This is a genomic window from Bacillus sp. AMCV2, assembly GCF_056033925.1.
Window position 1 is genome coordinate 1735489 of the sequence record NZ_JBVYIB010000002.1, and the last position, 21112, is coordinate 1756600.

Annotated in this window: 20 protein-coding genes; all 20 read left to right on the top strand. The window is 43.0% G+C overall.

All coding sequences use genetic code 11. The features are described 5' to 3' along the window. The first annotated feature begins 100 nt into the window (after nucleotides 1-100). The 20 genes from AC0OMA_RS09155 (at nucleotide 101) to rodZ (ending at nucleotide 21062) form a co-directional block, all read left to right on the top strand. Nucleotides 101-1060, top strand: a complete 960-nt coding sequence (locus tag AC0OMA_RS09155) for a polysaccharide deacetylase family protein (RefSeq protein ID WP_015383683.1) — start codon at nucleotides 101-103, stop codon at nucleotides 1058-1060. Between the two features lie 39 nt (nucleotides 1061-1099). Then, nucleotides 1100-2329: a M16 family metallopeptidase gene (locus AC0OMA_RS09160; RefSeq protein ID WP_003245717.1), complete on the top strand. Its 1230-nt coding sequence runs from the start codon at nucleotides 1100-1102 to the stop codon at nucleotides 2327-2329. A 77-nt stretch (nucleotides 2330-2406) separates the two neighbouring features. Continuing rightward, nucleotides 2407-2664: a YlmC/YmxH family sporulation protein gene (locus AC0OMA_RS09165; protein ID WP_003231890.1), complete on the top strand. Its 258-nt coding sequence runs from the start codon at nucleotides 2407-2409 to the stop codon at nucleotides 2662-2664. A 185-nt stretch (nucleotides 2665-2849) separates the two neighbouring features. Beyond that, nucleotides 2850-3743: a dipicolinic acid synthetase subunit A gene (dpaA, locus tag AC0OMA_RS09170; protein ID WP_003231888.1), complete on the top strand. Its 894-nt coding sequence runs from the start codon at nucleotides 2850-2852 to the stop codon at nucleotides 3741-3743. A 2-nt stretch (nucleotides 3744-3745) separates the two neighbouring features. Then, the gene (gene dpaB / locus AC0OMA_RS09175) at nucleotides 3746-4348 is read left to right on the top strand and encodes a dipicolinate synthase subunit B (RefSeq protein WP_003231884.1); all 603 of its coding nucleotides are present in this window, start codon (nucleotides 3746-3748) and stop codon (nucleotides 4346-4348) included. Nucleotides 4349-4473: 125 nt separating this feature from the next. Then, nucleotides 4474-5514 (top strand): aspartate-semialdehyde dehydrogenase, encoded by a 1041-nt coding sequence (gene asd, locus AC0OMA_RS09180; RefSeq protein WP_003244674.1) that lies wholly within the window; start codon nucleotides 4474-4476, stop codon nucleotides 5512-5514. A gap of 91 nt (nucleotides 5515-5605) precedes the next feature. Further along, complete coding sequence (gene dapG, locus AC0OMA_RS09185; protein ID WP_015483233.1) at nucleotides 5606-6820, top strand: aspartate kinase; 1215 nt, start codon at nucleotides 5606-5608, stop codon at nucleotides 6818-6820. A 30-nt stretch (nucleotides 6821-6850) separates the two neighbouring features. Further along, on the top strand, nucleotides 6851-7723 hold the full coding sequence (gene dapA, locus AC0OMA_RS09190; RefSeq protein WP_014476832.1) for a 4-hydroxy-tetrahydrodipicolinate synthase: 873 nt from the start codon (nucleotides 6851-6853) through the stop codon (nucleotides 7721-7723). A gap of 177 nt (nucleotides 7724-7900) precedes the next feature. Then, on the top strand, nucleotides 7901-9568 hold the full coding sequence (gene rnjB / locus AC0OMA_RS09195) for a ribonuclease J2 (RefSeq protein ID WP_003231875.1): 1668 nt from the start codon (nucleotides 7901-7903) through the stop codon (nucleotides 9566-9568). 115 nt (nucleotides 9569-9683) lie between these two features. Next, nucleotides 9684-10421 carry a translocation-enhancing protein TepA gene (gene tepA / locus AC0OMA_RS09200; protein ID WP_003245712.1) on the top strand — a complete coding sequence of 246 codons (738 nt, stop codon included), beginning with the start codon at nucleotides 9684-9686 and terminating at the stop codon, nucleotides 10419-10421. Then, a complete protein-coding gene (locus AC0OMA_RS09205; protein ID WP_003231871.1) occupies nucleotides 10418-10630 on the top strand; it encodes a YlzJ-like family protein in 213 nt (70 codons plus the stop codon). The genes tepA and AC0OMA_RS09205 overlap by 4 nt, the downstream gene beginning before the upstream one ends. Before the next feature lie 130 nt (nucleotides 10631-10760). Continuing rightward, complete coding sequence (gene spoIIIE, locus AC0OMA_RS09210) at nucleotides 10761-13124, top strand: DNA translocase SpoIIIE (RefSeq protein ID WP_015483234.1); 2364 nt, start codon at nucleotides 10761-10763, stop codon at nucleotides 13122-13124. A gap of 143 nt (nucleotides 13125-13267) precedes the next feature. Then, a complete protein-coding gene (locus AC0OMA_RS09215; protein WP_003245732.1) occupies nucleotides 13268-13993 on the top strand; it encodes a GntR family transcriptional regulator in 726 nt (241 codons plus the stop codon). 138 nt (nucleotides 13994-14131) lie between these two features. Then, entirely contained in the window at nucleotides 14132-15343 is a 1212-nt protein-coding gene (gene bcbE, locus AC0OMA_RS09220) for a bacillibactin exporter BcbE (protein ID WP_031600514.1), read from the top strand. 180 nt (nucleotides 15344-15523) lie between these two features. Beyond that, the gene (gene yfmF / locus AC0OMA_RS09225; RefSeq protein WP_015383689.1) at nucleotides 15524-16804 is read left to right on the top strand and encodes an EF-P 5-aminopentanol modification-associated protein YfmF; all 1281 of its coding nucleotides are present in this window, start codon (nucleotides 15524-15526) and stop codon (nucleotides 16802-16804) included. Then, the gene (gene yfmH / locus AC0OMA_RS09230) at nucleotides 16801-18087 is read left to right on the top strand and encodes an EF-P 5-aminopentanol modification-associated protein YfmH (protein ID WP_015383690.1); all 1287 of its coding nucleotides are present in this window, start codon (nucleotides 16801-16803) and stop codon (nucleotides 18085-18087) included. Before yfmF ends, yfmH begins: the two co-directional genes overlap by 4 nt. 54 nt (nucleotides 18088-18141) lie before the next feature. After that, nucleotides 18142-18870 carry an elongation factor P 5-aminopentanone reductase gene (ymfI, locus tag AC0OMA_RS09235; RefSeq protein ID WP_015483236.1) on the top strand — a complete coding sequence of 243 codons (729 nt, stop codon included), beginning with the start codon at nucleotides 18142-18144 and terminating at the stop codon, nucleotides 18868-18870. A gap of 80 nt (nucleotides 18871-18950) precedes the next feature. After that, nucleotides 18951-19208 (top strand): DUF3243 domain-containing protein, encoded by a 258-nt coding sequence (locus tag AC0OMA_RS09240; protein WP_003245199.1) that lies wholly within the window; start codon nucleotides 18951-18953, stop codon nucleotides 19206-19208. 129 nt (nucleotides 19209-19337) lie between these two features. Continuing rightward, nucleotides 19338-20129 carry a DUF3388 domain-containing protein gene (locus tag AC0OMA_RS09245; RefSeq protein ID WP_003220998.1) on the top strand — a complete coding sequence of 264 codons (792 nt, stop codon included), beginning with the start codon at nucleotides 19338-19340 and terminating at the stop codon, nucleotides 20127-20129. 18 nt (nucleotides 20130-20147) lie between these two features. Next, nucleotides 20148-21062, top strand: coding sequence for a cell shape determination protein RodZ (gene rodZ, locus AC0OMA_RS09250; RefSeq protein WP_003244699.1), 915 nt, complete (start codon nucleotides 20148-20150; stop codon nucleotides 21060-21062). Nucleotides 21063-21112 lie beyond the last annotated feature (50 nt).

Genomic DNA, 21112 nt, shown 5'->3' on the forward strand with positions numbered 1-21112 from the left:
GCCTGGGAGACCCGGCTTCTTTATTTTGAAGCTTTTCAAAAGCAGGCGGGTTCTACCTTGTCCTTCTCCTTCATAATGTGAGGTGAGGGGGGGACAGAACATGTACAAAAAATTTGTACCGTTTGCCGTTTTTTTATTTCTTTTTTTTGTCTCATTTGAGATGATGGAAAATCCGCATGCACTTGATTATATAGGGGCAATGAAAAAAGATACGGTGACTGTCACGGCGTCAAAAGATCCGTTATATGAAGAATTGCTTCAAAAAGCGCCGGAGTATGAAGTTAAGCCCCAGAATGCAAGAATTGATAAAGTGTGGAAAAGCATTCCAGGCTATAATGGATTAAAGGTCAATATTGAACAATCATATAAAAAAATGAAACAGCATGGTGAGTTTCGGGAAAAAGATTTGGTGTACAGTCAAGTAAAACCAAGTGTTCATCTTGAGTCACTTCAGCCTGAGCCTATTTATAAAGGAAATCCTGACAAACCGATGGTGGCTTTTTTAATCAATGTGGCATGGGGAAATGAGTATTTGGAAAAAATGCTTCCTATTCTGCAAAAGCACCAGGTTAAAGCTACGTTCTTTTTAGAAGGCAATTGGGTGAGAAACAATGTACAGCTCGCTAAGAAGATTGCAAAAGACGGACATGAAATCGGAAATCATTCATACAATCATCCGGATATGAGCAAACTGACTACAGGAAGAATTTCCGAGCAGCTCGACAAGACTAATGAACAAATAGAACAAACGATCGGTGTTAAGCCAAAGTGGTTCGCTCCGCCGAGCGGAAGTTTCAGAAAAGCGGTTATCGACATTGCAGCTGAGAAACAGATGGGAACAGTCATGTGGACAGTTGATACAATCGATTGGCAAAAGCCGGCTCCGTCTGTACTTCAGACGAGAGTGTTAAGCAAGATACATAATGGTGCCATGATTTTAATGCATCCGACTGACCCTACGGCGGAAAGTCTTGAAGCGCTGATTACACAGATAAAAGACAAAGGATATGCGCTTGGAACAGTCACTGAACTAATGGATGAAACAAGACTATTGAAGTAACAGATGAAGGCAGCTTGTCTTTGAATAGGAGGAACAAATTTGATTAAACGATATACGTGTCAAAATGGTGTAAGAATTGTGCTGGAAAATAATCCGACAGTCCGTTCTGTTGCGATCGGCGTATGGATCGGCACAGGTTCGAGACATGAAACGCCGGAGATAAACGGAATTTCTCACTTTTTAGAGCACATGTTCTTTAAAGGGACGAGCACAAAATCTGCACGCGAGATAGCAGAATCTTTTGATCGTATTGGCGGACAGGTCAATGCGTTTACTTCAAAGGAATATACCTGCTACTATGCAAAGGTGCTTGACGAGCATGCGAATTACGCGCTGGACGTATTAGCAGATATGTTCTTTCATTCAACGTTTGATGAAAACGAGCTGAAAAAAGAGAAAAATGTAGTATATGAAGAAATTAAAATGTACGAAGATGCGCCGGACGACATTGTACATGATTTATTGAGCAAAGCCACTTACGGCAATCATTCTTTAGGCTACCCAATTCTAGGCACGGAAGAAACGCTTGCTTCCTTTAACGGTGACTCTCTCAGACAATACATGCATGATTATTATACGCCGGACCGAGTGGTGATTTCGGTAGCGGGCAATATATCTGACAGTTTTATCAAAGATGTAGAAAAATGGTTCGGGTCATACGAGGCGAAAGGCAAAGCGACAGGCCTTGAGAAGCCTGAGTTCCACACGGAAAAACTGACGAGAAAAAAAGAAACAGAGCAGGCTCATTTGTGCCTTGGATTTAAAGGCTTAGAGGTTGGCCATGAACGTATTTATGATTTAATCGTCCTCAACAATGTGCTCGGAGGCAGCATGAGCAGCCGGCTGTTCCAAGATGTGCGTGAAGATAAAGGACTTGCTTATTCTGTTTACAGCTATCACAGCTCATATGAGGACAGCGGAATGCTCACTATTTACGGCGGAACGGGTGCAAATCAGCTTCAGCAGCTGTCGGAAACAATTCAAGAAACCCTTGCCACATTAAAACGTGACGGCATTACCTCGAAAGAACTGGAAAACAGCAAAGAGCAAATGAAGGGAAGCTTAATGCTGAGCTTAGAAAGCACAAACAGCAAAATGAGCCGAAACGGAAAAAATGAACTGCTGCTCGGCAAACATAAAACATTAGATGAAATCATCAATGAATTAAACGCCGTGAACTTAGAGCGTGTTAACGGCCTTGCCAGACAATTGTTTACCGAAGACTATGCATTAGCACTTATCAGCCCTTCCGGCAATATGCCGTCTTAAAAAGGAAAGCCTGCCCCATAATGGAGCAGGCATTTTTTAATCCCTTTCATCATACATAGTACAAGGGGGTGACAGACATGCGGCTCAGTGAATTATCAGGGAAGGAAATTGTAGACATCAAAAGAGCTGAACGGCTCGGAGTGCTCGGCCAGACCGATTTGGAAATCAATGAACAGGATGGACAGATTACAGCACTCCTCATTCCCACAGTTAAGTGGTTTGGTTTGAGAAAGCAAGGTCATGACATTCGTGTCCCATGGCACCATATTCAAAAGATCGGTTCAGATATGATTATATTAGATGTACCTGAGGAAATGCCTCCTCGACAAGAGTAAATAGCCCAATTGACTGTGAAGCGGGCTCTAAAGAAAACATCTGAAACATCGGCTGCCGGAGCCGATGTTTTTTTATATGGAAAAAGCGCATCTTTTATATTCACCGGTATTTCCTTTTAATCATAAGATGAAGGGGAGCTTAACAACTAGAGATCCAGTATATACAAAGAAGGTGAACGTTTAGAATGTTAACCGGATTGAAAATTGCAGTTATCGGCGGTGACGCAAGACAGCTCGAAATTATAAGAAAGCTCACTGAACAGCAGGCTGACATCTATCTTGTCGGTTTTGACCAATTGGATCACGGTTTTACCGGGGCAGTAAAATGCAATATTGATGAAATTCCTTTTCAGCAAATAGACAGCATCATTCTTCCAGTATCCGCGACAACAGGAGAAGGTGTCGTATCGACTGTATTTTCGAATGAAGAAGTTGTGTTAAAACAGGACCATCTCGACAGAACGCCTGCACATTGTGTCATTTTCTCAGGAATTTCTAACGCCTATTTAGAAAACATTGCAGCTCAGGCAAAAAGAAAACTTGTTAAACTGTTTGAGCGGGATGACATTGCGATATACAACTCTATTCCGACAGTAGAAGGAACGATCATGCTGGCTATTCAGCACACGGATTATACGATACACGGATCACAGGTGGCCGTTCTCGGTCTGGGGCGCACCGGGATGACGATTGCCCGTACATTTGCCGCGCTCGGGGCGAATGTAAAAGTGGGGGCAAGAAGTTCAGCGCATCTGGCACGTATCACTGAAATGGGGCTCGTTCCTTTTCATACCGATGAGCTGAAAGAGCATGTAAAAGATATAGATATTTGCATTAATACCATACCGAGTATGATTTTAAATCAAACGGTACTTTCTAGCATGACACCAAAAACCTTAATATTGGATCTGGCCTCACGTCCCGGGGGAACGGATTTTAAATATGCCGAGAAACAAGGGATTAAAGCACTTCTTGCTCCCGGGCTTCCAGGGATTGTCGCTCCTAAAACAGCTGGGCAAATCCTTGCAAACGTCTTGAGCAAGCTTTTGGCTGAAATACAAGCTGAGGAGGGGAAATAAGGATGTCGTCATTAAAAGGAAAAAGAATCGGGTTTGGGCTGACCGGGTCACATTGCACATATGAAGCGGTTTTCCCGCAAATTGAGGCGTTGGTCAACGAAGGAGCTGAAGTCCGTCCGGTTGTCACATTTAATGTAAAATCCACAAATACCCGATTTGGAGAGGGAGCAGAATGGGTTAAAAAAATTGAAGACCTGACTGGATATGAGGCCATTGATTCGATTGTAAAGGCAGAACCTCTTGGGCCGAAGCTGCCCCTTGACTGCATGGTCATTGCGCCTTTAACAGGCAATTCAATGAGCAAGCTGGCAAATGCCATGACGGACAGCCCGGTGCTGATGGCGGCAAAAGCGACAATCCGAAACAATCGGCCTGTCGTTCTGGGTATCTCGACAAATGATGCTCTTGGTTTAAACGGAACAAATTTAATGAGGCTCATGTCAACAAAAAATATCTTTTTTATTCCATTCGGGCAAGATGATCCATTTAAAAAACCGAATTCAATGGTAGCCAAAATGGATCTGCTTCCGCAAACGATTGAAAAGGCACTCATGCACCAGCAGCTTCAGCCGATTCTAGTTGAGAATTATCAGGGAAATGACTAAATTTACAGAAAATCTTTCCCAAACTAAAAAATTCGGTCATCACCCGCATATTCTATGGTAAAATAAAACGTAAAATCATAGTCAAATCAATTCAATGAAGCTGATTGGCGGAAGGAGTTTTACAGATGGGAAGAGGTTTACACGTAGCTGTTGTCGGAGCGACAGGGGCTGTGGGACAACAAATGCTTAAAACACTTGAAGACAGAAACTTTGAAATGGACACACTTACATTGCTATCTTCAAAACGCTCTGCGGGGACAAAAGTCACGTTTAAAGGCCAAGAGCTGACTGTTCAGGAAGCTTCTCCTGAGAGCTTTGAAGGGGTAAATATTGCTTTGTTCAGCGCCGGCGGAAGCGTATCACAAGCATTGGCACCAGAAGCTGTAAAACGCGGCGCTATTGTTATAGATAATACGAGCGCGTTCCGCATGGATGAAAATACACCGCTTGTTGTGCCAGAAGTGAATGAGGCAGACTTGCATGAACACAACGGCATTATTGCCAATCCAAACTGCTCTACAATCCAAATGGTTGCGGCACTTGAACCGATCCGCAAAGCATATGGCTTAAACAAGGTCATCGTATCAACTTACCAGGCAGTATCAGGAGCGGGTAATGAAGCTGTAAAAGAGCTTTACAGCCAAACACAGGCGATTTTAAATAAAGAAGAAATAGAGCCTGAGATCATGCCGGTAAAAGGTGACAAAAAACACTATCAAATCGCCTTCAACGCGATTCCGCAAATCGATAAATTCCAAGATAACGGCTATACGTTTGAGGAAATGAAAATGATAAATGAAACGAAAAAAATCATGCACATGCCTGACCTTCAAGTAGCGGCTACATGTGTGAGACTGCCAATCCAAACTGGGCACTCAGAGTCCGTCTACATCGAAATAGACCGTGATGACGCTACAGTTGAAGATATTAAAAATCTATTGAAAGAAGCTCCGGGCGTGACACTTCAAGATGATCCAAGCCAACAGCTTTATCCGATGCCTGCTGATGCTGTCGGCAAAAACGATGTGTTTGTAGGCCGCATCCGCAAAGACTTGGACAGAGCAAACGGTTTTCATTTATGGGTTGTTTCTGATAACCTATTAAAAGGCGCGGCATGGAACTCTGTTCAAATTGCAGAAAGCCTGAAAAAACTAAACCTCGTATAAAAGAGAGAATTTTCTAAAGACGAATAGAAGAGAGTAAGGCGCTATCAGCCTGCTCTCTTCTGTTACGTCCGAATAATTTGGAGTGAAAACAGTGAAGATAATTGTTCAAAAGTTCGGCGGAACATCAGTAAAAGATGATAAAGGCCGCAAACTGGCTTTAGGGCATATTAAAGAAGCAATCAGTGAAGGATATAAGGTTGTCGTTGTCGTTTCAGCGATGGGCCGAAAAGGAGACCCGTATGCAACAGATTCTTTGCTCGGGCTGCTTTACGGCGATCAGTCAGCGATTTCTCCTAGGGAGCAGGATTTGCTTTTATCTTGCGGAGAGACTATTTCCTCTGTCGTCTTTACAAGCATGCTGCTTGATAACGGTGTGAAAGCAGCTGCGCTGACAGGGGCTCAGGCTGGCTTTTTAACGAATGATCAGCATACCAATGCGAAAATCATTGAAATGAAACCGGAGCGTTTATTCAGTGTGCTCGCCAATCATGATGCGGTAGTCGTCGCAGGCTTCCAGGGCGCAACCGAAAAGGGTGATACAACAACAATCGGCAGAGGGGGCAGCGATACGTCTGCAGCCGCACTCGGAGCAGCTGTTGATGCGGAATACATCGATATTTTCACCGATGTAGAAGGCGTAATGACTGCTGACCCAAGAGTGGTGGAAAATGCAAAACCGCTTCCTGTTGTGACGTATACGGAAATCTGCAACCTGGCGTATCAGGGGGCCAAGGTCATTCATCCGCGTGCTGTGGAAATCGCAATGCAGGCCAAGGTTCCGATCCGCGTCCGTTCGACTTATTCGAATGATAAAGGTACATTGGTGACATCACATCACTCTTCCAAGGTCGGCAGTGATGTTTTTGAAAGGCTGATTACGGGAATCGCCCATGTCAAAGATGTCACGCAGTTCAAAGTGCCTGCGAAAATCGGCCAGTATAACGTTCAGACTGAAGTGTTCAAGGCTATGGCAAACGCTGGAATCAGTGTCGATTTCTTTAACATTACACCTAGTGAAATCGTCTATACGGTAGCCGGAAATAAAACAGAAACAGCTCAGCGTATTTTAATGGATATGGGCTATGATCCAATGGTGACGAGAAACTGCGCGAAGGTATCGGCGGTCGGCGCGGGCATTATGGGTGTTCCCGGTGTTACGTCCAAAATTGTATCGGCTCTTTCAGAAAAAGAAATTCCGATCCTTCAGTCGGCTGACAGCCATACGACGATATGGGTGCTCGTCCATGAAGCGGATATGGTTCCTGCTGTAAACGCTTTGCATGAAGTGTTTGAACTTTCGAAGTAAATGTGATTGAATCATGATGAGGTGAATAAAATGAATTTCGGAAATGTGTCTACAGCGATGATTACACCCTTTGACAATAAAGGGAACGTAGACTTTCAAAAACTGTCTACACTGATTGATTACTTGTTGAAAAACGGAACGGATTCTTTAGTAGTAGCGGGAACAACTGGAGAATCTCCGACCCTTTCAACTGAAGAAAAAATTGCGCTTTTTGAATATACGGTAAAAGAAGTAAACGGACGGGTGCCCGTTATCGCTGGTACTGGAAGCAACAACACGAAAGATTCCATTAAGCTGACAAAAAAAGCTGAGGAAGCGGGCGTGGACGCTGTTATGCTTGTTACCCCGTATTACAATAAACCTTCTCAAGAAGGAATGTACCAGCATTTTAAAGCAATTGCGGCAGAGACATCTCTTCCGGTTATGCTCTATAATGTTCCTGGCCGTACGGTTGCTTCTCTTGCTCCTGAAACGACGATCCGTTTGGCGGCGGACATTCCGAATGTGGTTGCGATTAAAGAAGCGAGCGGAGACCTAGAAGCGATTACAAAAATTATTGCTGAAACACCGGAAGACTTCTATGTCTATTCAGGGGATGACGCTCTGACGCTTCCTATTCTTTCAGTTGGAGGAAGAGGAGTTGTATCAGTGGCGAGCCATATTGCAGGCTCTGATATGCAGCAAATGATCAAAAATTATACGAATGGGCAAACAGCTAATGCGGCACTGATCCATCAGAAACTGCTGCCGATTATGAAGGAACTGTTTAAAGCGCCTAATCCTGCTCCAGTCAAAACAGCGCTTCAGCTGAGAGGTCTTGATGTCGGTTCTGTGCGTCTGCCTCTAGTCCCGTTAACTGAGGATGAACGTCTGAGCTTAAGCAGCACGATCAGCGAACTGTAAGAAAATTTCATACAGTGAAACAAACGCGGTCATTCTCACATTCAGCTGAGTTTGACCGTTTCTTTTACATATTGGTTTTCCCTAAACCTTCTGCTTTATCTTGTTTTCTAAATTTACTTTCAGTTATAATAGGAACAAGTGATGATGGACGGGTATGAGACTAGGAGGATATAGATTTTGAAAAAGAAAAATACAGAAAACGTTAGAATTATCGCCCTTGGCGGTGTCGGAGAGATTGGGAAGAACCTTTATGTCATTGAAATTGACTCAGACATATTTGTCGTTGATGCCGGCCTTATGCATCCAGAAAACGAAATGCTCGGTATTGATGTAGTGATTCCTGACATATCATATTTGATTGAACGGGCTGACCGCGTCAAGGCAATCTTTTTAACGCACGGGCACGATGAAAATATCGGCGGCGTTTTTTACTTATTAAACAAGCTGTCCGTACCAGTGTACGGAACAAAACTGACGCTTGCACTGTTAAGAGAGAAATTAAAACAATACGGACATAACCGAAAAACTGATTTAAGAGAAATTCACTCAAAATCTGTCATTACATTTGAATCAACAAAAGTATCGTTCTTTAGAACGATTCACAGCATTCCTGATTCTGTAGGTGTGAGCTTTAAAACATCACTTGGATCTATTGTATGCACGGGAGACTTCAAATTTGACCAAACACCTGCACTTAATCAGACGTGCGACATTGGCGAGATCGCCAAGATTGGCAATAGCGGCGTGCTCGCTCTGCTTTCTGACAGTGCAAATGCGGAACGGCCGGGTTACACCCCTTCGGAAGCGGCAGTCAGCGGAGAAATTTCGGATGCGCTGTATAATTCACAGAACCGGGTGATTATTGCTGTTTTCGCATCCAATATTAACCGGATTCAGCAAGTCATTCATGCAGCGGCTCAAAATGGCAGAAAGATTGCCGTAGCCGGAAAAAATCTTCAATCTGTCCTGCAGCTGGCGAGAAAGTTAGGATACATTGAAGCAGATGATGAATTGTTTATTTCTGTACAGGATGTCAAAAAATATCCGAAGCGCGAAGTGGCCATTATTACAGCCGGAAGCCAAGGTGAACCATTAGCTGCTTTGACAAGAATGGCAAACAAAGCTCACAAACAGCTGAACATTGAAGAAGGGGATACGGTGGTCATTGCGTCAACTCCGATTCCCGGGCAGGAACTCATTTACTCTAAAACAGTAGATCTTCTTGCGAGAGCCGGTGCACAAGTCATCTTTGCCCAAAAGCGTGTTCATGTATCAGGCCACGGCTCACAAGAAGAGTTAAAGCTGATGATCAACCTGCTTAAACCAAAATATTTGATTCCTGTAAACGGCGAATACAGAATGCAAAAAGCTCATTCAAAAATCGCTGAAGAAACAGGCATGAAGCGCAGTGACATCTTCTTAATTGAAAAAGGAGACGTCGTTGAATTCCGCGGCCAAAACGTAAAAATTGGGGATAAAGTTCCTTACGGCAATATTTTAATTGATGGTTTAGGTGTCGGTGATATCGGCAATATCGTATTGAGAGACCGCCGCTTGCTTTCACAGGACGGAATTTTAATCGTTGTCATTACACTTGATAAACAAAAGAAACATCTTGTATCAGGACCAGAAATTATCACTCGCGGCTTTGTTTATGTAAGAGAGTCTGAAGGTCTTATCGTACAGGCTACTGAGCTTGTCCGGTCCATCGTGACAGAAGCGACTGAAACATCAAATGTCGAATGGTCAACGCTGAAGCAGGCAATGCGGGATGCTTTGAACCAATTCCTTTATGAAAAAACGAAACGTAAACCGATGATCATCCCAATTATTATGGAAGTATAATGACTGACTAAAGACCGGAGCTGCTCCGGTCTTTATTTTTTGTCCTTCAAGCCGGGATTGAATGAAGTATCTTTGTTCATAATACAAAGAGAAACTCGGAAAGGATGAAAGCGAGATGGATCATCGTATGGAAAACACAGAAGAAGAGCGTCCTGAAAAAAATGATGCGAAGGACAGCATTATGAATAAAATACAGCAGCTTGGTGAAACGACGCTTCCGCAGCTGCCCCAAGATACAAATATTCATTGTCTGACCATTATCGGACAAATTGAAGGCCATGTTCAGCTTCCTCCGCAAAACAAAACAACAAAATATGAACATGTCATCCCGCAGATTGTGGCAATTGAACAAAATCCCAAAATTGAAGGCTTGCTGATCATATTAAATACTGTCGGAGGAGATGTTGAAGCTGGTCTTGCCATAGCGGAAATGCTTGCATCTTTATCGAAACCGACCGTTTCTATCGTGCTTGGCGGGGGGCATTCCATCGGCGTTCCGATTGCTGTATCCTGTGATTACAGCTATATCGCCGAAACAGCAACGATGACGATTCATCCAGTTAGGCTCACCGGGCTGGTCATCGGGGTGCCGCAAACGTTTGAATACCTGGATAAGATGCAAGAAAGAGTTGTTAAATTTGTGACAAGCCATTCCAATATAACCGAAGAGAAGTTTAAAGAGCTAATGTTTTCAAAAGGAAACTTAACACGCGATATCGGAACAAATGTAGTCGGTAAGGATGCAGTTAAATATGGATTGATCGATCACGCAGGCGGTGTCGGACAGGCAATCAATAAACTGAATGAGCTCATCGATGAAGCAAGGAAAGAAGAAGGACGGATGATTCAATGATTCTTTATACCGTGATGCCGCAGGAAATTGTGTTTGCAGAACAGAACCAAGAGACAAGCGCACATGAGCAAATTGAATATAAAGGTGTACCGCTTCTAGTCGAAATGAAAGGGAATGAAGCGGAAGTCATTCAAATCATGAGCACCAATCCAATGCATTTTCTGCATCCGGACATTTCACCGGGACAAAAGCTGAAATTAAACGTATAAGAATCCAACCCTTTTTTAAGGACAAAATATGCTATAATAGGGGAATCCTACAGAAAAAACGCAGCCTGTAAACGGCTGCTTTCTTCATTATGTATGAACTTACATTTTTTAACGCAGTAAGGTGATGAGTGTGGCAAAGAAAAAACGAAAATCAAGAAAAAAACAGGCGAAACAGCTCAATATAAAATACGAGCTCAACGGATTGCTGTGTATAGCCATTTCAATTATCGCAATCTTGCAGCTGGGGGTAGTCGGGCAAACGTTTATCTATTTGTTCCGCTTTTTTGCTGGAGAGTGGTTTATTTTATGCTTGTTAGGTTTATTGGTGTTAGGAGTCTCACTGTTTTGGAAGAAAAAAACCCCAAGCCTTTTAACGAGACGAAAGGCCGGGTTGTACTGTATCATCGCAAGCATATTGCTGCTTTCTCACGTGCAGCTATTTAAAAATTTGACGCACAAAGGGTCTATTGAGTCTGCAAGCGTGGTGCGCAATACGTGGGAATTGTTTTTAATGGACATGAATGGCAGCTCTGCTTCACCTGATTTAGGCGGAGGAATGATCGGTGCGCTGCTGTTTGCGGCTTCACACTTTTTGTTTGCGTCGACTGGTTCTCAGATCATGGCAATTGTCATGATTTTGATCGGAATGATTTTAGTAACAGGGCGCTCACTGCAAGAAACGCTAAAAAAGTGGATGAGCCCGATTGGACGTTTTATAAAAGAACAATGGTTAGCATTTATTGATGATATGAAATCCTTCAAATCAAATATGCAGTCATCGAAAAAAACGAAAGCGCCAAGCAAAAAACAAAAACCGGCCCGCAAAAAACAGCAAATGGAACCGGAGCCTCCTGATGAAGAGGGGGATTATGAAACAGTATCGCCTCTTATTCATTCAGAGCCGATTATCTCAAGCTTTTCTGATCGTAATGAAGAGGAAGAGTCTCCAGTTATAGAAAAGCGCGCCGAACCTGTGTCGAAGCCGCTTCAGGACATCCAACCGGAGACAGGTGATCAGGAAACTGTTTCTGCTCCTCCTATGACCTTTACAGAGCTCGAAAATAAGGATTACGAGATGCCGTCACTGGATTTGCTGGCAGATCCGAAGCATACCGGCCAGCAGGCTGATAAAAAGAATATTTATGAAAATGCGAGAAAGCTTGAACGCACATTCCAAAGCTTTGGCGTAAAGGCGAAAGTCACACAGGTTCATCTCGGACCGGCCGTAACAAAATATGAAGTATATCCTGATGTCGGAGTGAAGGTTAGCAAAATTGTCAATTTAAGCGATGATTTAGCGCTTGCGCTTGCTGCGAAGGATATCAGGATCGAAGCGCCTATACCAGGAAAATCAGCAATCGGAATTGAAGTTCCAAACGCAGAAGTGGCAATGGTTTCGCTGAAGGAAGTGCTGGAGTCTAAATTGAATGACAGACCGGATGCGAAGCTGTTAATTGGACTCGGCCGCAATATTTCAGGTGAAGCTGTATTGGCTGAGTTAAACAAGATGCCCCACCTTTTGGTCGCAGGCGCAACCGGTAGCGGGAAAAGTGTCTGTGTCAACGGCATTATTACAAGTATTTTAATGCGCGCGAAACCGCATGAAGTGAAAATGATGATGATCGATCCTAAAATGGTAGAGCTAAATGTCTACAACGGGATTCCGCATTTGCTTGCTCCGGTTGTAACCGATCCGAAAAAAGCGTCGCAGGCTTTGAAAAAGGTTGTCAATGAAATGGAGCGGCGGTACGAATTATTTTCTCATACGGGTACAAGAAATATTGAAGGATACAATGATTATATAAAACGCGCCAACAATGAAGAAGGAGCGAAACAGCCAGAGTTGCCCTATATTGTTGTCATTGTGGACGAGCTTGCCGATCTCATGATGGTCGCTTCATCTGATGTGGAAGATTCGATTACGAGATTGTCCCAAATGGCGCGGGCTGCCGGCATCCATCTTATTATTGCGACACAGCGGCCATCGGTGGATGTTATCACAGGGGTGATCAAAGCGAACATTCCGTCACGAATCGCGTTCAGCGTATCTTCACAGACGGATTCAAGGACCATTCTTGACATGGGTGGCGCTGAGAAGCTTCTTGGCCGCGGCGATATGCTGTTTTTACCTGTGGGGGCTAACAAACCTGTCCGTGTGCAGGGAGCATTTTTGTCGGATGACGAAGTGGAGAAGATCGTCGACCATGTGATTACGCAGCAGAAAGCGCAATATCAAGAAGAAATGATTCCTGAGGAGACAACAGAAACTCATTCCGAGGTTACTGATGAACTTTATGATGAAGCTGTTGAATTAATTGTCGGCATGCAGACGGCATCTGTTTCAATGCTGCAAAGAAGATTCAGAATCGGCTATACGAGAGCTGCGCGCCTGATTGACGCAATGGAGGAACGCGGTGTTGTCGGACCGTATGAAGGCAGCAAACCTAGGGAAGTATTATTATCAAAAGAGAAATATGATGAGCTCTCTTCTTAATGAAGGGAGTTCCGCTTTCTATAGTTGGCAATAATAACATTATGTAAACTGATCACCTTTCTATTTATTTTTTCGACAAAACATGATATAGTTGTCCCAATTGTTCAATAATTTTTATCGAAAGTGGTTTACGGAGGGGAAACATGTCTACAAAAGCTGATAATCGGCACTTGTATTTGAAAGTAATTGAACGAATTAAAGAGGATATAAAAAATGGGATCTACACTGAGAAGGAAAAGCTGCCTTCTGAATTTGAGCTTTCCAAAAAGCTTGGTGTCAGCAGAGCGACGCTAAGAGAAGCCTTGCGGATACTGGAAGAAGAGCATGTGATTATCAGAAGGCATGGTGTAGGCACTTTTGTCCATTCTAAGCCGTTATTTCTTTCGGGCATTGAACAGCTGAACAGTGTAACCAAGATGATAGAACAGGCGAATATGACCCCTGGCACGATTTTTCTATCATCACAAGTGCTTATGCCGTCTGAAGATGATACAAAGAGATTTCATTTGGCAGAAGGGCAAGAACTTTTTTACCTTGAACGAGTCAGGACAGCTGACGGACAGCCGATTGTGTATTGTATAGACAAAATTCCGATGAATATTTTGCCGAATTCTTTTTCTCATCAGCAAGAATCTATGTTTGACCTGCTTGAGAAAAATTCAGGCTCCGTAATCAGCTATGCAGTAACTGATATAGAACCGATCGGCTATCACGATACCATTTCTCCAGTACTTGAATGCGATCCGGAAACAGCTCTTTTGCTGTTAAAACAAACCCATTACGATCAGCACGATAAACCGGTGCTTTATTCTTTAAATTATTTTAGAGCAGATAAATTCAGATTTCATGTTTTGCGTAAACGATTCTAAAAACGGACGCCTGTATGTGTCTGTTTTTTTATTTGCACTGATTCATGTTTCTTTGTACATACTTTCATTCCGGTTAACGCAATATATAAGGGATGACAAGAAAGTGAATGGGTGAAAATGTTGAGAGAGAAAAATGGAATGAAAAATATTATTGCATTGTCTTCCGTCCCGCTTGTGATGACACTCGGGAACTCCATGCTGATTCCTGTTCTTCCGATGATGGAGAAAAAGCTGTCGGTGACTTCATTTCAAGTATCTTTAATCATTACTGTATATTCAGTAGTAGCAATTATTTGCATTCCGATTGCCGGATATTTGTCGGATCGTTTCGGAAGAAAAAAAATATTGCTTCCATGCCTCCTCATTGCAGGATTGGGGGGAGCGGTAGCTGCTTTTGCCTCGACCTATATGAAAAATCCTTATGCTATGATCTTGGCGGGGCGGGTTCTTCAAGGCATTGGTTCTGCAGGTGCCGCTCCGATCGTCATGCCGTTTATCGGCGACCTGTTTAAAGGAGACGATGAAAAGGTCAGCGCTGGTCTTGGCGATATTGAAACCGCTAACACGTCAGGGAAGGTACTGAGTCCCATACTTGGAGCCTTACTGGCTTCTTGGTATTGGTTTGTACCGTTTTGGTTTATTCCGTTTTTCTGTTTGATCAGCTTTTTACTCGTATTGTTTTTGGTGGCTAAGCCTGAAGAAGATGAAGATGCGCCTGCTGTTTCTGAGTTTATTAAGAGTGTGAAGAAAATCTTTAAACAGGATGGTCGCTGGCTTTATACGGTCTTCATTATCGGGTGTGTCATTATGTTTTTGTTATTTGGCGTATTATTTTATTTATCAGATACGCTGGAGAACAAGTATGCCATTGACGGAGTAGCTAAAGGCGGATTATTGGCAATCCCACTTTTGTTTTTGTCAACCAGTTCTTTTATAGCTGGCAAAAAGATCGGTAAAGATAAAGGCCGGATGAAATTTTGCGTTGTTACAGGGATGATTCTGTTAACCCTTTCGTTTATTGCCTTGTGGTGGAACCACAGTTTTTATTTTTTATTTGTCTTTTTAAGCTTTGGCGGGATTGGGATTGGAATGGCTCTTCCTGCTTTAGATGCATTGATAACAGAAGGGATTGAAAGTGAACAATGCGGAACCATTTCCTCCTTCTACAATAGCATGCGCTTTATAGGAGTAGCTCTCGGTCCACCTGTTTTTGCTGCATTAATGTCTAATGCAAACTGGATTATTTTCATACTCTCGGCGTTTTGCAGCATCGTTTCTTTATTTTTAGTGCTCTTTACTGTAGATGCTAAAAAAAGTGAAGAAGAAGAAAAAAACTTAGGGACGGTCTAGCCAACCGTCTTTTTTTTGCGCTTACTTGCACAGTTTACAACTGTACCTATACAGCATGCGGAGGTTATTGTTTCCTTATAAATCCTACAGTTGCTATAATTACATGAAAGAGTGTTTCTGCGGATGCTGAAAATTGGTCATAATACATACTAATTAAGAAATGAACGAAGGAGGTTCCATATGTCATATGTTAATGAACTCAAATCAAAGCACGGCGGTTTAACCGCACACATTGTAGAAACAGAAAAATTCAAAACCGTCTCGCTTATTTTTAAGATGCTTGCGCCGCTGACAAAGGATCAAGTCACCAAAAGAGCGCTGCTCCCGCATGTGCTTCTTCGCGGAACGAAAAGCCATCCGAAAACCGCAGAATTGCGTTCATACTTGGATGAGCTGTACGGCACGTCAGTATCGGCTGACCTTACGAAAAAAGGAGAGCGGCACGTCATTACGTTCAGGCTTGAAATCCCGAATGAAAAATATTTAAAAGACCAAACGCCGCTACTTGAGAAAGGGCTCCAGCTTCTCGCAGAAATCGTCTTTTCACCTGCTTTGGAGGGAGACGCTTTTCAGTCACAATATGTGGCTCAAGAAAAACGGACGCTTAAGCAAAGAATCCAAGCCGTCTATGATGATAAAATGCGCTATTCGAATTTAAGGCTGATACAGGAAATGTGCAAAAATGAGCCTTACGCGCTTCATGTCAATGGTGAAATCGACGATGTCGATGACATTACGGCAGAGCAATTATACGAAACATACCAAAGCGCTATCCAAAAAGACCAGCTTGATCTATATGTTGTTGGTGATGTGGACAGTAACCAGGTACATTCGGCAATTGATAAGTATTTCAAAACAGAAGAGCGCACTCTTGGCACGATTGAAAACAATCACGCTGATGAAAAAGTGCAGCCAAAAGAAGTAATTGATGAAGAGGATGTTAAGCAAGGAAAGCTGAATATCGGCTACCGCACCAGCATCACTTATACAGATCAGGATTATCCTGCTTTACAAGTGTTTAACGGATTGTTCGGCGGATTCTCTCATTCTAAACTTTTCATTAATGTTCGGGAAAAAGCCAGTCTTGCTTACTACGCGGCTTCGCGTATAGAAAGTTTTAAAGGCTTGTTAATGGTGATGTCAGGCATTGAAGTGAAAAATTTTGAACAGGCTGTTTCGATTATTGCTGAGCAATTCCAAGCAATGAAAAACGGCGATTTCAGTGAGCAGGATATAGCACAGACAAAGGCCGTCATTCGAAATCAAGTGCTGGAAACGATTGATACAGCATACGGTTTATCTGAATTTTTATATCAGCAGGCCGCTGCTCAAGTCGAGATTCCTATCGAAGACTTTCTTGCCAATATTGAGAATGTCACAAAAGAGGATATCATTAAAGCCGGCGAAAAGATTCAGCTTGATACGACTTATTTCTTAAAAGGGACGGAGGGTGCATCTTGATCAAACCAATCGAATATGAACAGCTTCAGGAGACGCTGTATCATGAAAAAATGTCCAACGGCCTTGATGTTTACGTTTTGCCAAAAAAAGGCTTTAACAAGACATATGCGGTCTTTACAACAAAGTACGGCTCGATAGATAACCGGTTTGTCCCTTTAGGTAAAAACGAGATGGTTCACGTGCCGGACGGGATTGCTCACTTTCTTGAGCACAAGCTGTTTGAGAAAGCGGACGGAGACGTTTTTCAAGATTTCAGCAAACAGGGGGCTTCTGCCAATGCGTTTACGTCATTTACAAGAACAGCTTACCTTTTCTCAAGCACATCAAATGTTGAACGCAATTTAGAGACGCTTATCGATTTCGTACAGGACCCATATTTTACTGAAAAAACGGTTGAAAAGGAAAAAGGGATTATTGGGCAGGAGATTAATATGTACGACGATAACCCTGATTGGAGGCTTTACTTCGGGGTCATTGAAAACATGTACAAAGAGCATCCTGTCAGAATTGACATAGCGGGAACAGTGGAAAGCATTTCACATATTACAAAAGACCTTCTTTATGAATGCTATGAAACGTTTTATCACCCGAGTAACATGCTCCTTTTCATTGTCGGACCTGTAGATCCTGAAGCGATTATTTCTCAGGTAAGAGAAAACCAGGGGAAAAAGCCGTATACTGATCAGCCGGAGATCAAACGGGAAGAAGTGAAAGAGCAAGAAGCGGTTTTCAGAAAAGAAAAAGAGATCAAAATGAACGTGCAGGGACCGAAATGCCTTGTCGGGCTGAAATCCAAAAAGCCGTTTAAATTAGGCAAAGAGCTCTTAAAGCATGAACTTTCAATGAACTTATTGCTTGAAGCGCTTTTCGGCAAAAGCTCTGCCCAGTATGAATCACTTTATGAAAAAGGATATATTGACGAAACGTTCAGCTTTGATTTTACTGCTGAATATGGGTTTGGTTTTGCGGCGATCGGCGGAGATACGCCTGAGCCGGATCAATTGGCTGAAGACATTTCAAGCATGCTTTTGCGCGCCGGTGAACTGATTACTGCTGAAAAGATTGAACTTGCCAGAAAGAAAAAGATCGGTACATTCTTAAAAGCGCTGAATTCCCCTGAATACATCGCCAATCAATTTACCCGTTATGCGTTCTTGGATATGAGCCTGTTTGACGTTGTAACGGTACTCGAGCAGATTACCCTCGAGGATGTCCAGAACGTAATACAAGAGGAAATTGCTGCAGACAGACTGACTGTCTGCAAGGTTGTTCCTAAATCATAAACAAAACATCCCTCCAGTGTGAGGGGTGTTTTTCTGCGGAAAGAAGGAAAGAGGATGAACAAAACAGCACTAATCACCGGAGCGAGCGGCGGCATTGGCAAAAGCATCAGCGAAACCCTTGCTGCTAAGGGATACAATCTGTTGCTGCATTACAATACAAATCAATACGCGGCAGCGGAGCTTGCTGAAAAACTAAGTCAGATGTTTGGCGTAAATGCGGAGATATTACAAGCTGATCTGTCCGCGCAAGATGGAGCAGATAAGCTGACAAGTTCAATTGTTCAGCCGATTGATGCGATTGTTTTAAACAGCGGACGAAGCCATTTTGGGCTGATTACGGATGTAGATAACGCAACGGTCCAGGAAATGGTTCAGCTTCATGTAGCGAGTCCGTATATGCTGACGAGAAACCTTCTGCCAGGCATGATTCGGAATAAATCGGGAGCGATTGTGGCTGTCAGCTCGATTTGGGGAGAGACTGGGGCATCCTGTGAAGTGCTGTACAGCATGGCAAAAGGAGCTCAGCATTCGTTTGTAAAAGGATTGGCTAAGGAGCTGGCGCCAAGCGGAATCAGGGTAAACGCCGTAGCGCCGGGCGCAGTTGATACAAATATGATGAATCAATTTACCCCGGCTGAAAAAGAAGAGATCGCTGATGAGATTCCGATCGGCCGGCTGGCCCGGCCGCAAGAAATTGCGGATGCAACAGCTTTTCTCCTGTCTGAAAAAGCGTCATATATCACCGGCCAAATTCTGTCGGTGAATGGCGGCTGGCACTGCTGATCCGAAAATATTCGGTGTATAGTTTCTTTTGCGAAGGATACAATAATCTTGTAACTTCACATGAAATGGAGGAAACAAGCATGTCAGTATTAGAAAACTGGGATAGCTGGAAAAACTTCCTTGGCGACCGTCTGAACTATGCGCAAGATAAAGGTATGAGCCAGGATACGATTACAGATCTTGCGACAGAAATCGGCAGCTACTTGGCTAATGAAGTGGAATCTAAGAACGAGCAGGAAAAAGTGCTGGCAGATCTTTGGAGTGTAGCATCAAAAGATGAACAGCACGCCATTGCCAATATGATGGTTAAGCTTGTTGAAAATAACAGCACTCACTAGGAAGAGAGGGGATTTTTCCTCTCTTTTTTATGTTTTCCTCATCACAGCAACATTCTTCTTTCTAATTAGAGAAAAATGCTTTATGATAAAGGAAGGTAAAATTTTGCCACAATGAAGGGGGTATATCATTTGGCAAAGCTCGAATGGTATTTTGAATATGAAATTCAAGTGAACCGCCCCGGACTGCTCGGGGATATTTCATCTCTTCTTGGGATGCTTTCTATCAACATCGTAACGATAAACGGCGTCGATCTTTCCAGAAGGGGAATGCTCCTCAGGTGCCGCCATATAGATCAAATTAAACGATTAGAATCAATCTTAAAAACGATGGAAACAATTAAAGTAACGAAGCTTAGAGAACCGAGGCTTCGCGACCGTCTTGCCGTACGCCACGGCCGTTATATTCAACGGGATGCCGATGACAAGAAAACGTTCCGCTTTGAACGGGACGAGCTTGGCTTATTAGTCGATTTTATGGCCGAATTGTTCAAAAAAGAAGGCCATAAATTAATCGGAATCAGAGGTATGCCGCGTGTCGGGAAAACGGAATCGATTGTAGCCTCTAGTGTGTGTGCAAGCAAAAGGTGGCTGTTTGTGTCATCAACCTTGCTGAAGCAGACGATAAGAAGCCAGCTGATTGCCGATGAATACAGCACTGAAAATGTTTTTATCGTTGACGGAATTGTGTCAACACGAAGAGGATCGGAACGCCATCTCCAGCTGGTCCGAGAAATCATGCGGCTTCCGGCAACAAAAGTGGTGGAGCATCCGGACATATTCGTTCAAAATACAGAGTATACACTAGATGACTTTGATTATATTATTGAACTGAGAAATGACCCTGATGAGGTTATTACATATGAACATGCCGAGGAACCCCAAATGTTTGATCAATCCGGGTTTTCAAGCTTTGATTTTTAAAATTGGAAGGTGTTTGTTGTGACTGAACTAGGAATCCGGCTCAAAGAAGCCAGAGAGGAAAAAGCAATGTCATTGGATGATCTCCAAGCGGCAACAAAGATTCAAAAAAGGTATTTAACCGCCTTGGAGGAAGGGAACTATGACATTATTCCGGGGAAGTTTTATGTTCGGGCATTCATCAAGCAATATGCAGAAGCCGTTGGGCTTGATGCGGATCAGCTGTTTGAGGAGCATAAAAAAGATATCCCTAATACGTATCATGACGATGTGTCTGAAAAGATCTCCGGCATGAATCTTCAAAAGGAAATGCCAAAGCCAGCATCTAAGGCGCTGGAGCTGCTGCCAACGATACTTGTTATTCTCGGCGTGATTGTCGTGATTGCCATTGTGTACGCGATCATTCAATTTGCCAATCACAAAAACAGTGATGATCATAATGCGGCATCAGAAAAAGCAATTACGCAAAGTGAGAGCAAGTACGAAATCCCTAAAGATTCAACGCTGAAAGAGAATCAAAATAACAGCTCTGAAAAAGAGACAGACACTAAAAAAGAAACGAAAGAAAACGAAGATAAGAAAAAAGAAAATGACAGTGAGAAGCTGGAGATTAAAGCTGCTGGCACTGAAGGATCATTAACGACTTATGAAGTGTCCGGCGCTGATAAAATCGAGCTGGAACTGAAGGCATCAGACAGCTCCTGGATTCGAGTGCGTGATGAAAACAGCAGCTCTTTAAAAGAAGGAACGCTGAAAAAAGACGAAACCTATAAAAAAGACATAACTGATCAGAAACAAGTTGATATCCGCACCGGATATGCACCTAATCTGAAAATAAAAATCAACGGTAAGGTTCTTTCATATGAACTTGATCCGAAAAAAGTGATGGCACAAACCATAAAGATTGTAAATAAAAAGGAAGAAAAGTCATCTTAAATTATCAGATGACTTTTCTTCACGTCCGAGTATGAAATTGGAGGGGCTTT

What these genes read in the sequence shown, in the direction of transcription:
- tepA (WP_003245712.1), top strand. Translation starts at nt 9,684, where the DNA reads ATGGATCATCGTATGGAAAACACAGAAGAAGAGCGTCCTGAAAAAAAT.
- dpaB (WP_003231884.1), top strand. Translation starts at nt 3,746, where the DNA reads ATGTCGTCATTAAAAGGAAAAAGAATCGGGTTTGGGCTGACCGGGTCA.
- AC0OMA_RS09155 (WP_015383683.1), top strand. Translation starts at nt 101, where the DNA reads ATGTACAAAAAATTTGTACCGTTTGCCGTTTTTTTATTTCTTTTTTTT.
- yfmF (WP_015383689.1), top strand. Translation starts at nt 15,524, where the DNA reads ATGTCATATGTTAATGAACTCAAATCAAAGCACGGCGGTTTAACCGCA.
- asd (WP_003244674.1), top strand. Translation starts at nt 4,474, where the DNA reads ATGGGAAGAGGTTTACACGTAGCTGTTGTCGGAGCGACAGGGGCTGTG.
- AC0OMA_RS09215 (WP_003245732.1), top strand. Translation starts at nt 13,268, where the DNA reads ATGTCTACAAAAGCTGATAATCGGCACTTGTATTTGAAAGTAATTGAA.
- AC0OMA_RS09240 (WP_003245199.1), top strand. Translation starts at nt 18,951, where the DNA reads ATGTCAGTATTAGAAAACTGGGATAGCTGGAAAAACTTCCTTGGCGAC.
- AC0OMA_RS09165 (WP_003231890.1), top strand. Translation starts at nt 2,407, where the DNA reads ATGCGGCTCAGTGAATTATCAGGGAAGGAAATTGTAGACATCAAAAGA.
- dpaA (WP_003231888.1), top strand. Translation starts at nt 2,850, where the DNA reads ATGTTAACCGGATTGAAAATTGCAGTTATCGGCGGTGACGCAAGACAG.
- AC0OMA_RS09205 (WP_003231871.1), top strand. Translation starts at nt 10,418, where the DNA reads ATGATTCTTTATACCGTGATGCCGCAGGAAATTGTGTTTGCAGAACAG.
- ymfI (WP_015483236.1), top strand. Translation starts at nt 18,142, where the DNA reads ATGAACAAAACAGCACTAATCACCGGAGCGAGCGGCGGCATTGGCAAA.
- dapA (WP_014476832.1), top strand. Translation starts at nt 6,851, where the DNA reads ATGAATTTCGGAAATGTGTCTACAGCGATGATTACACCCTTTGACAAT.
- bcbE (WP_031600514.1), top strand. Translation starts at nt 14,132, where the DNA reads ATGAAAAATATTATTGCATTGTCTTCCGTCCCGCTTGTGATGACACTC.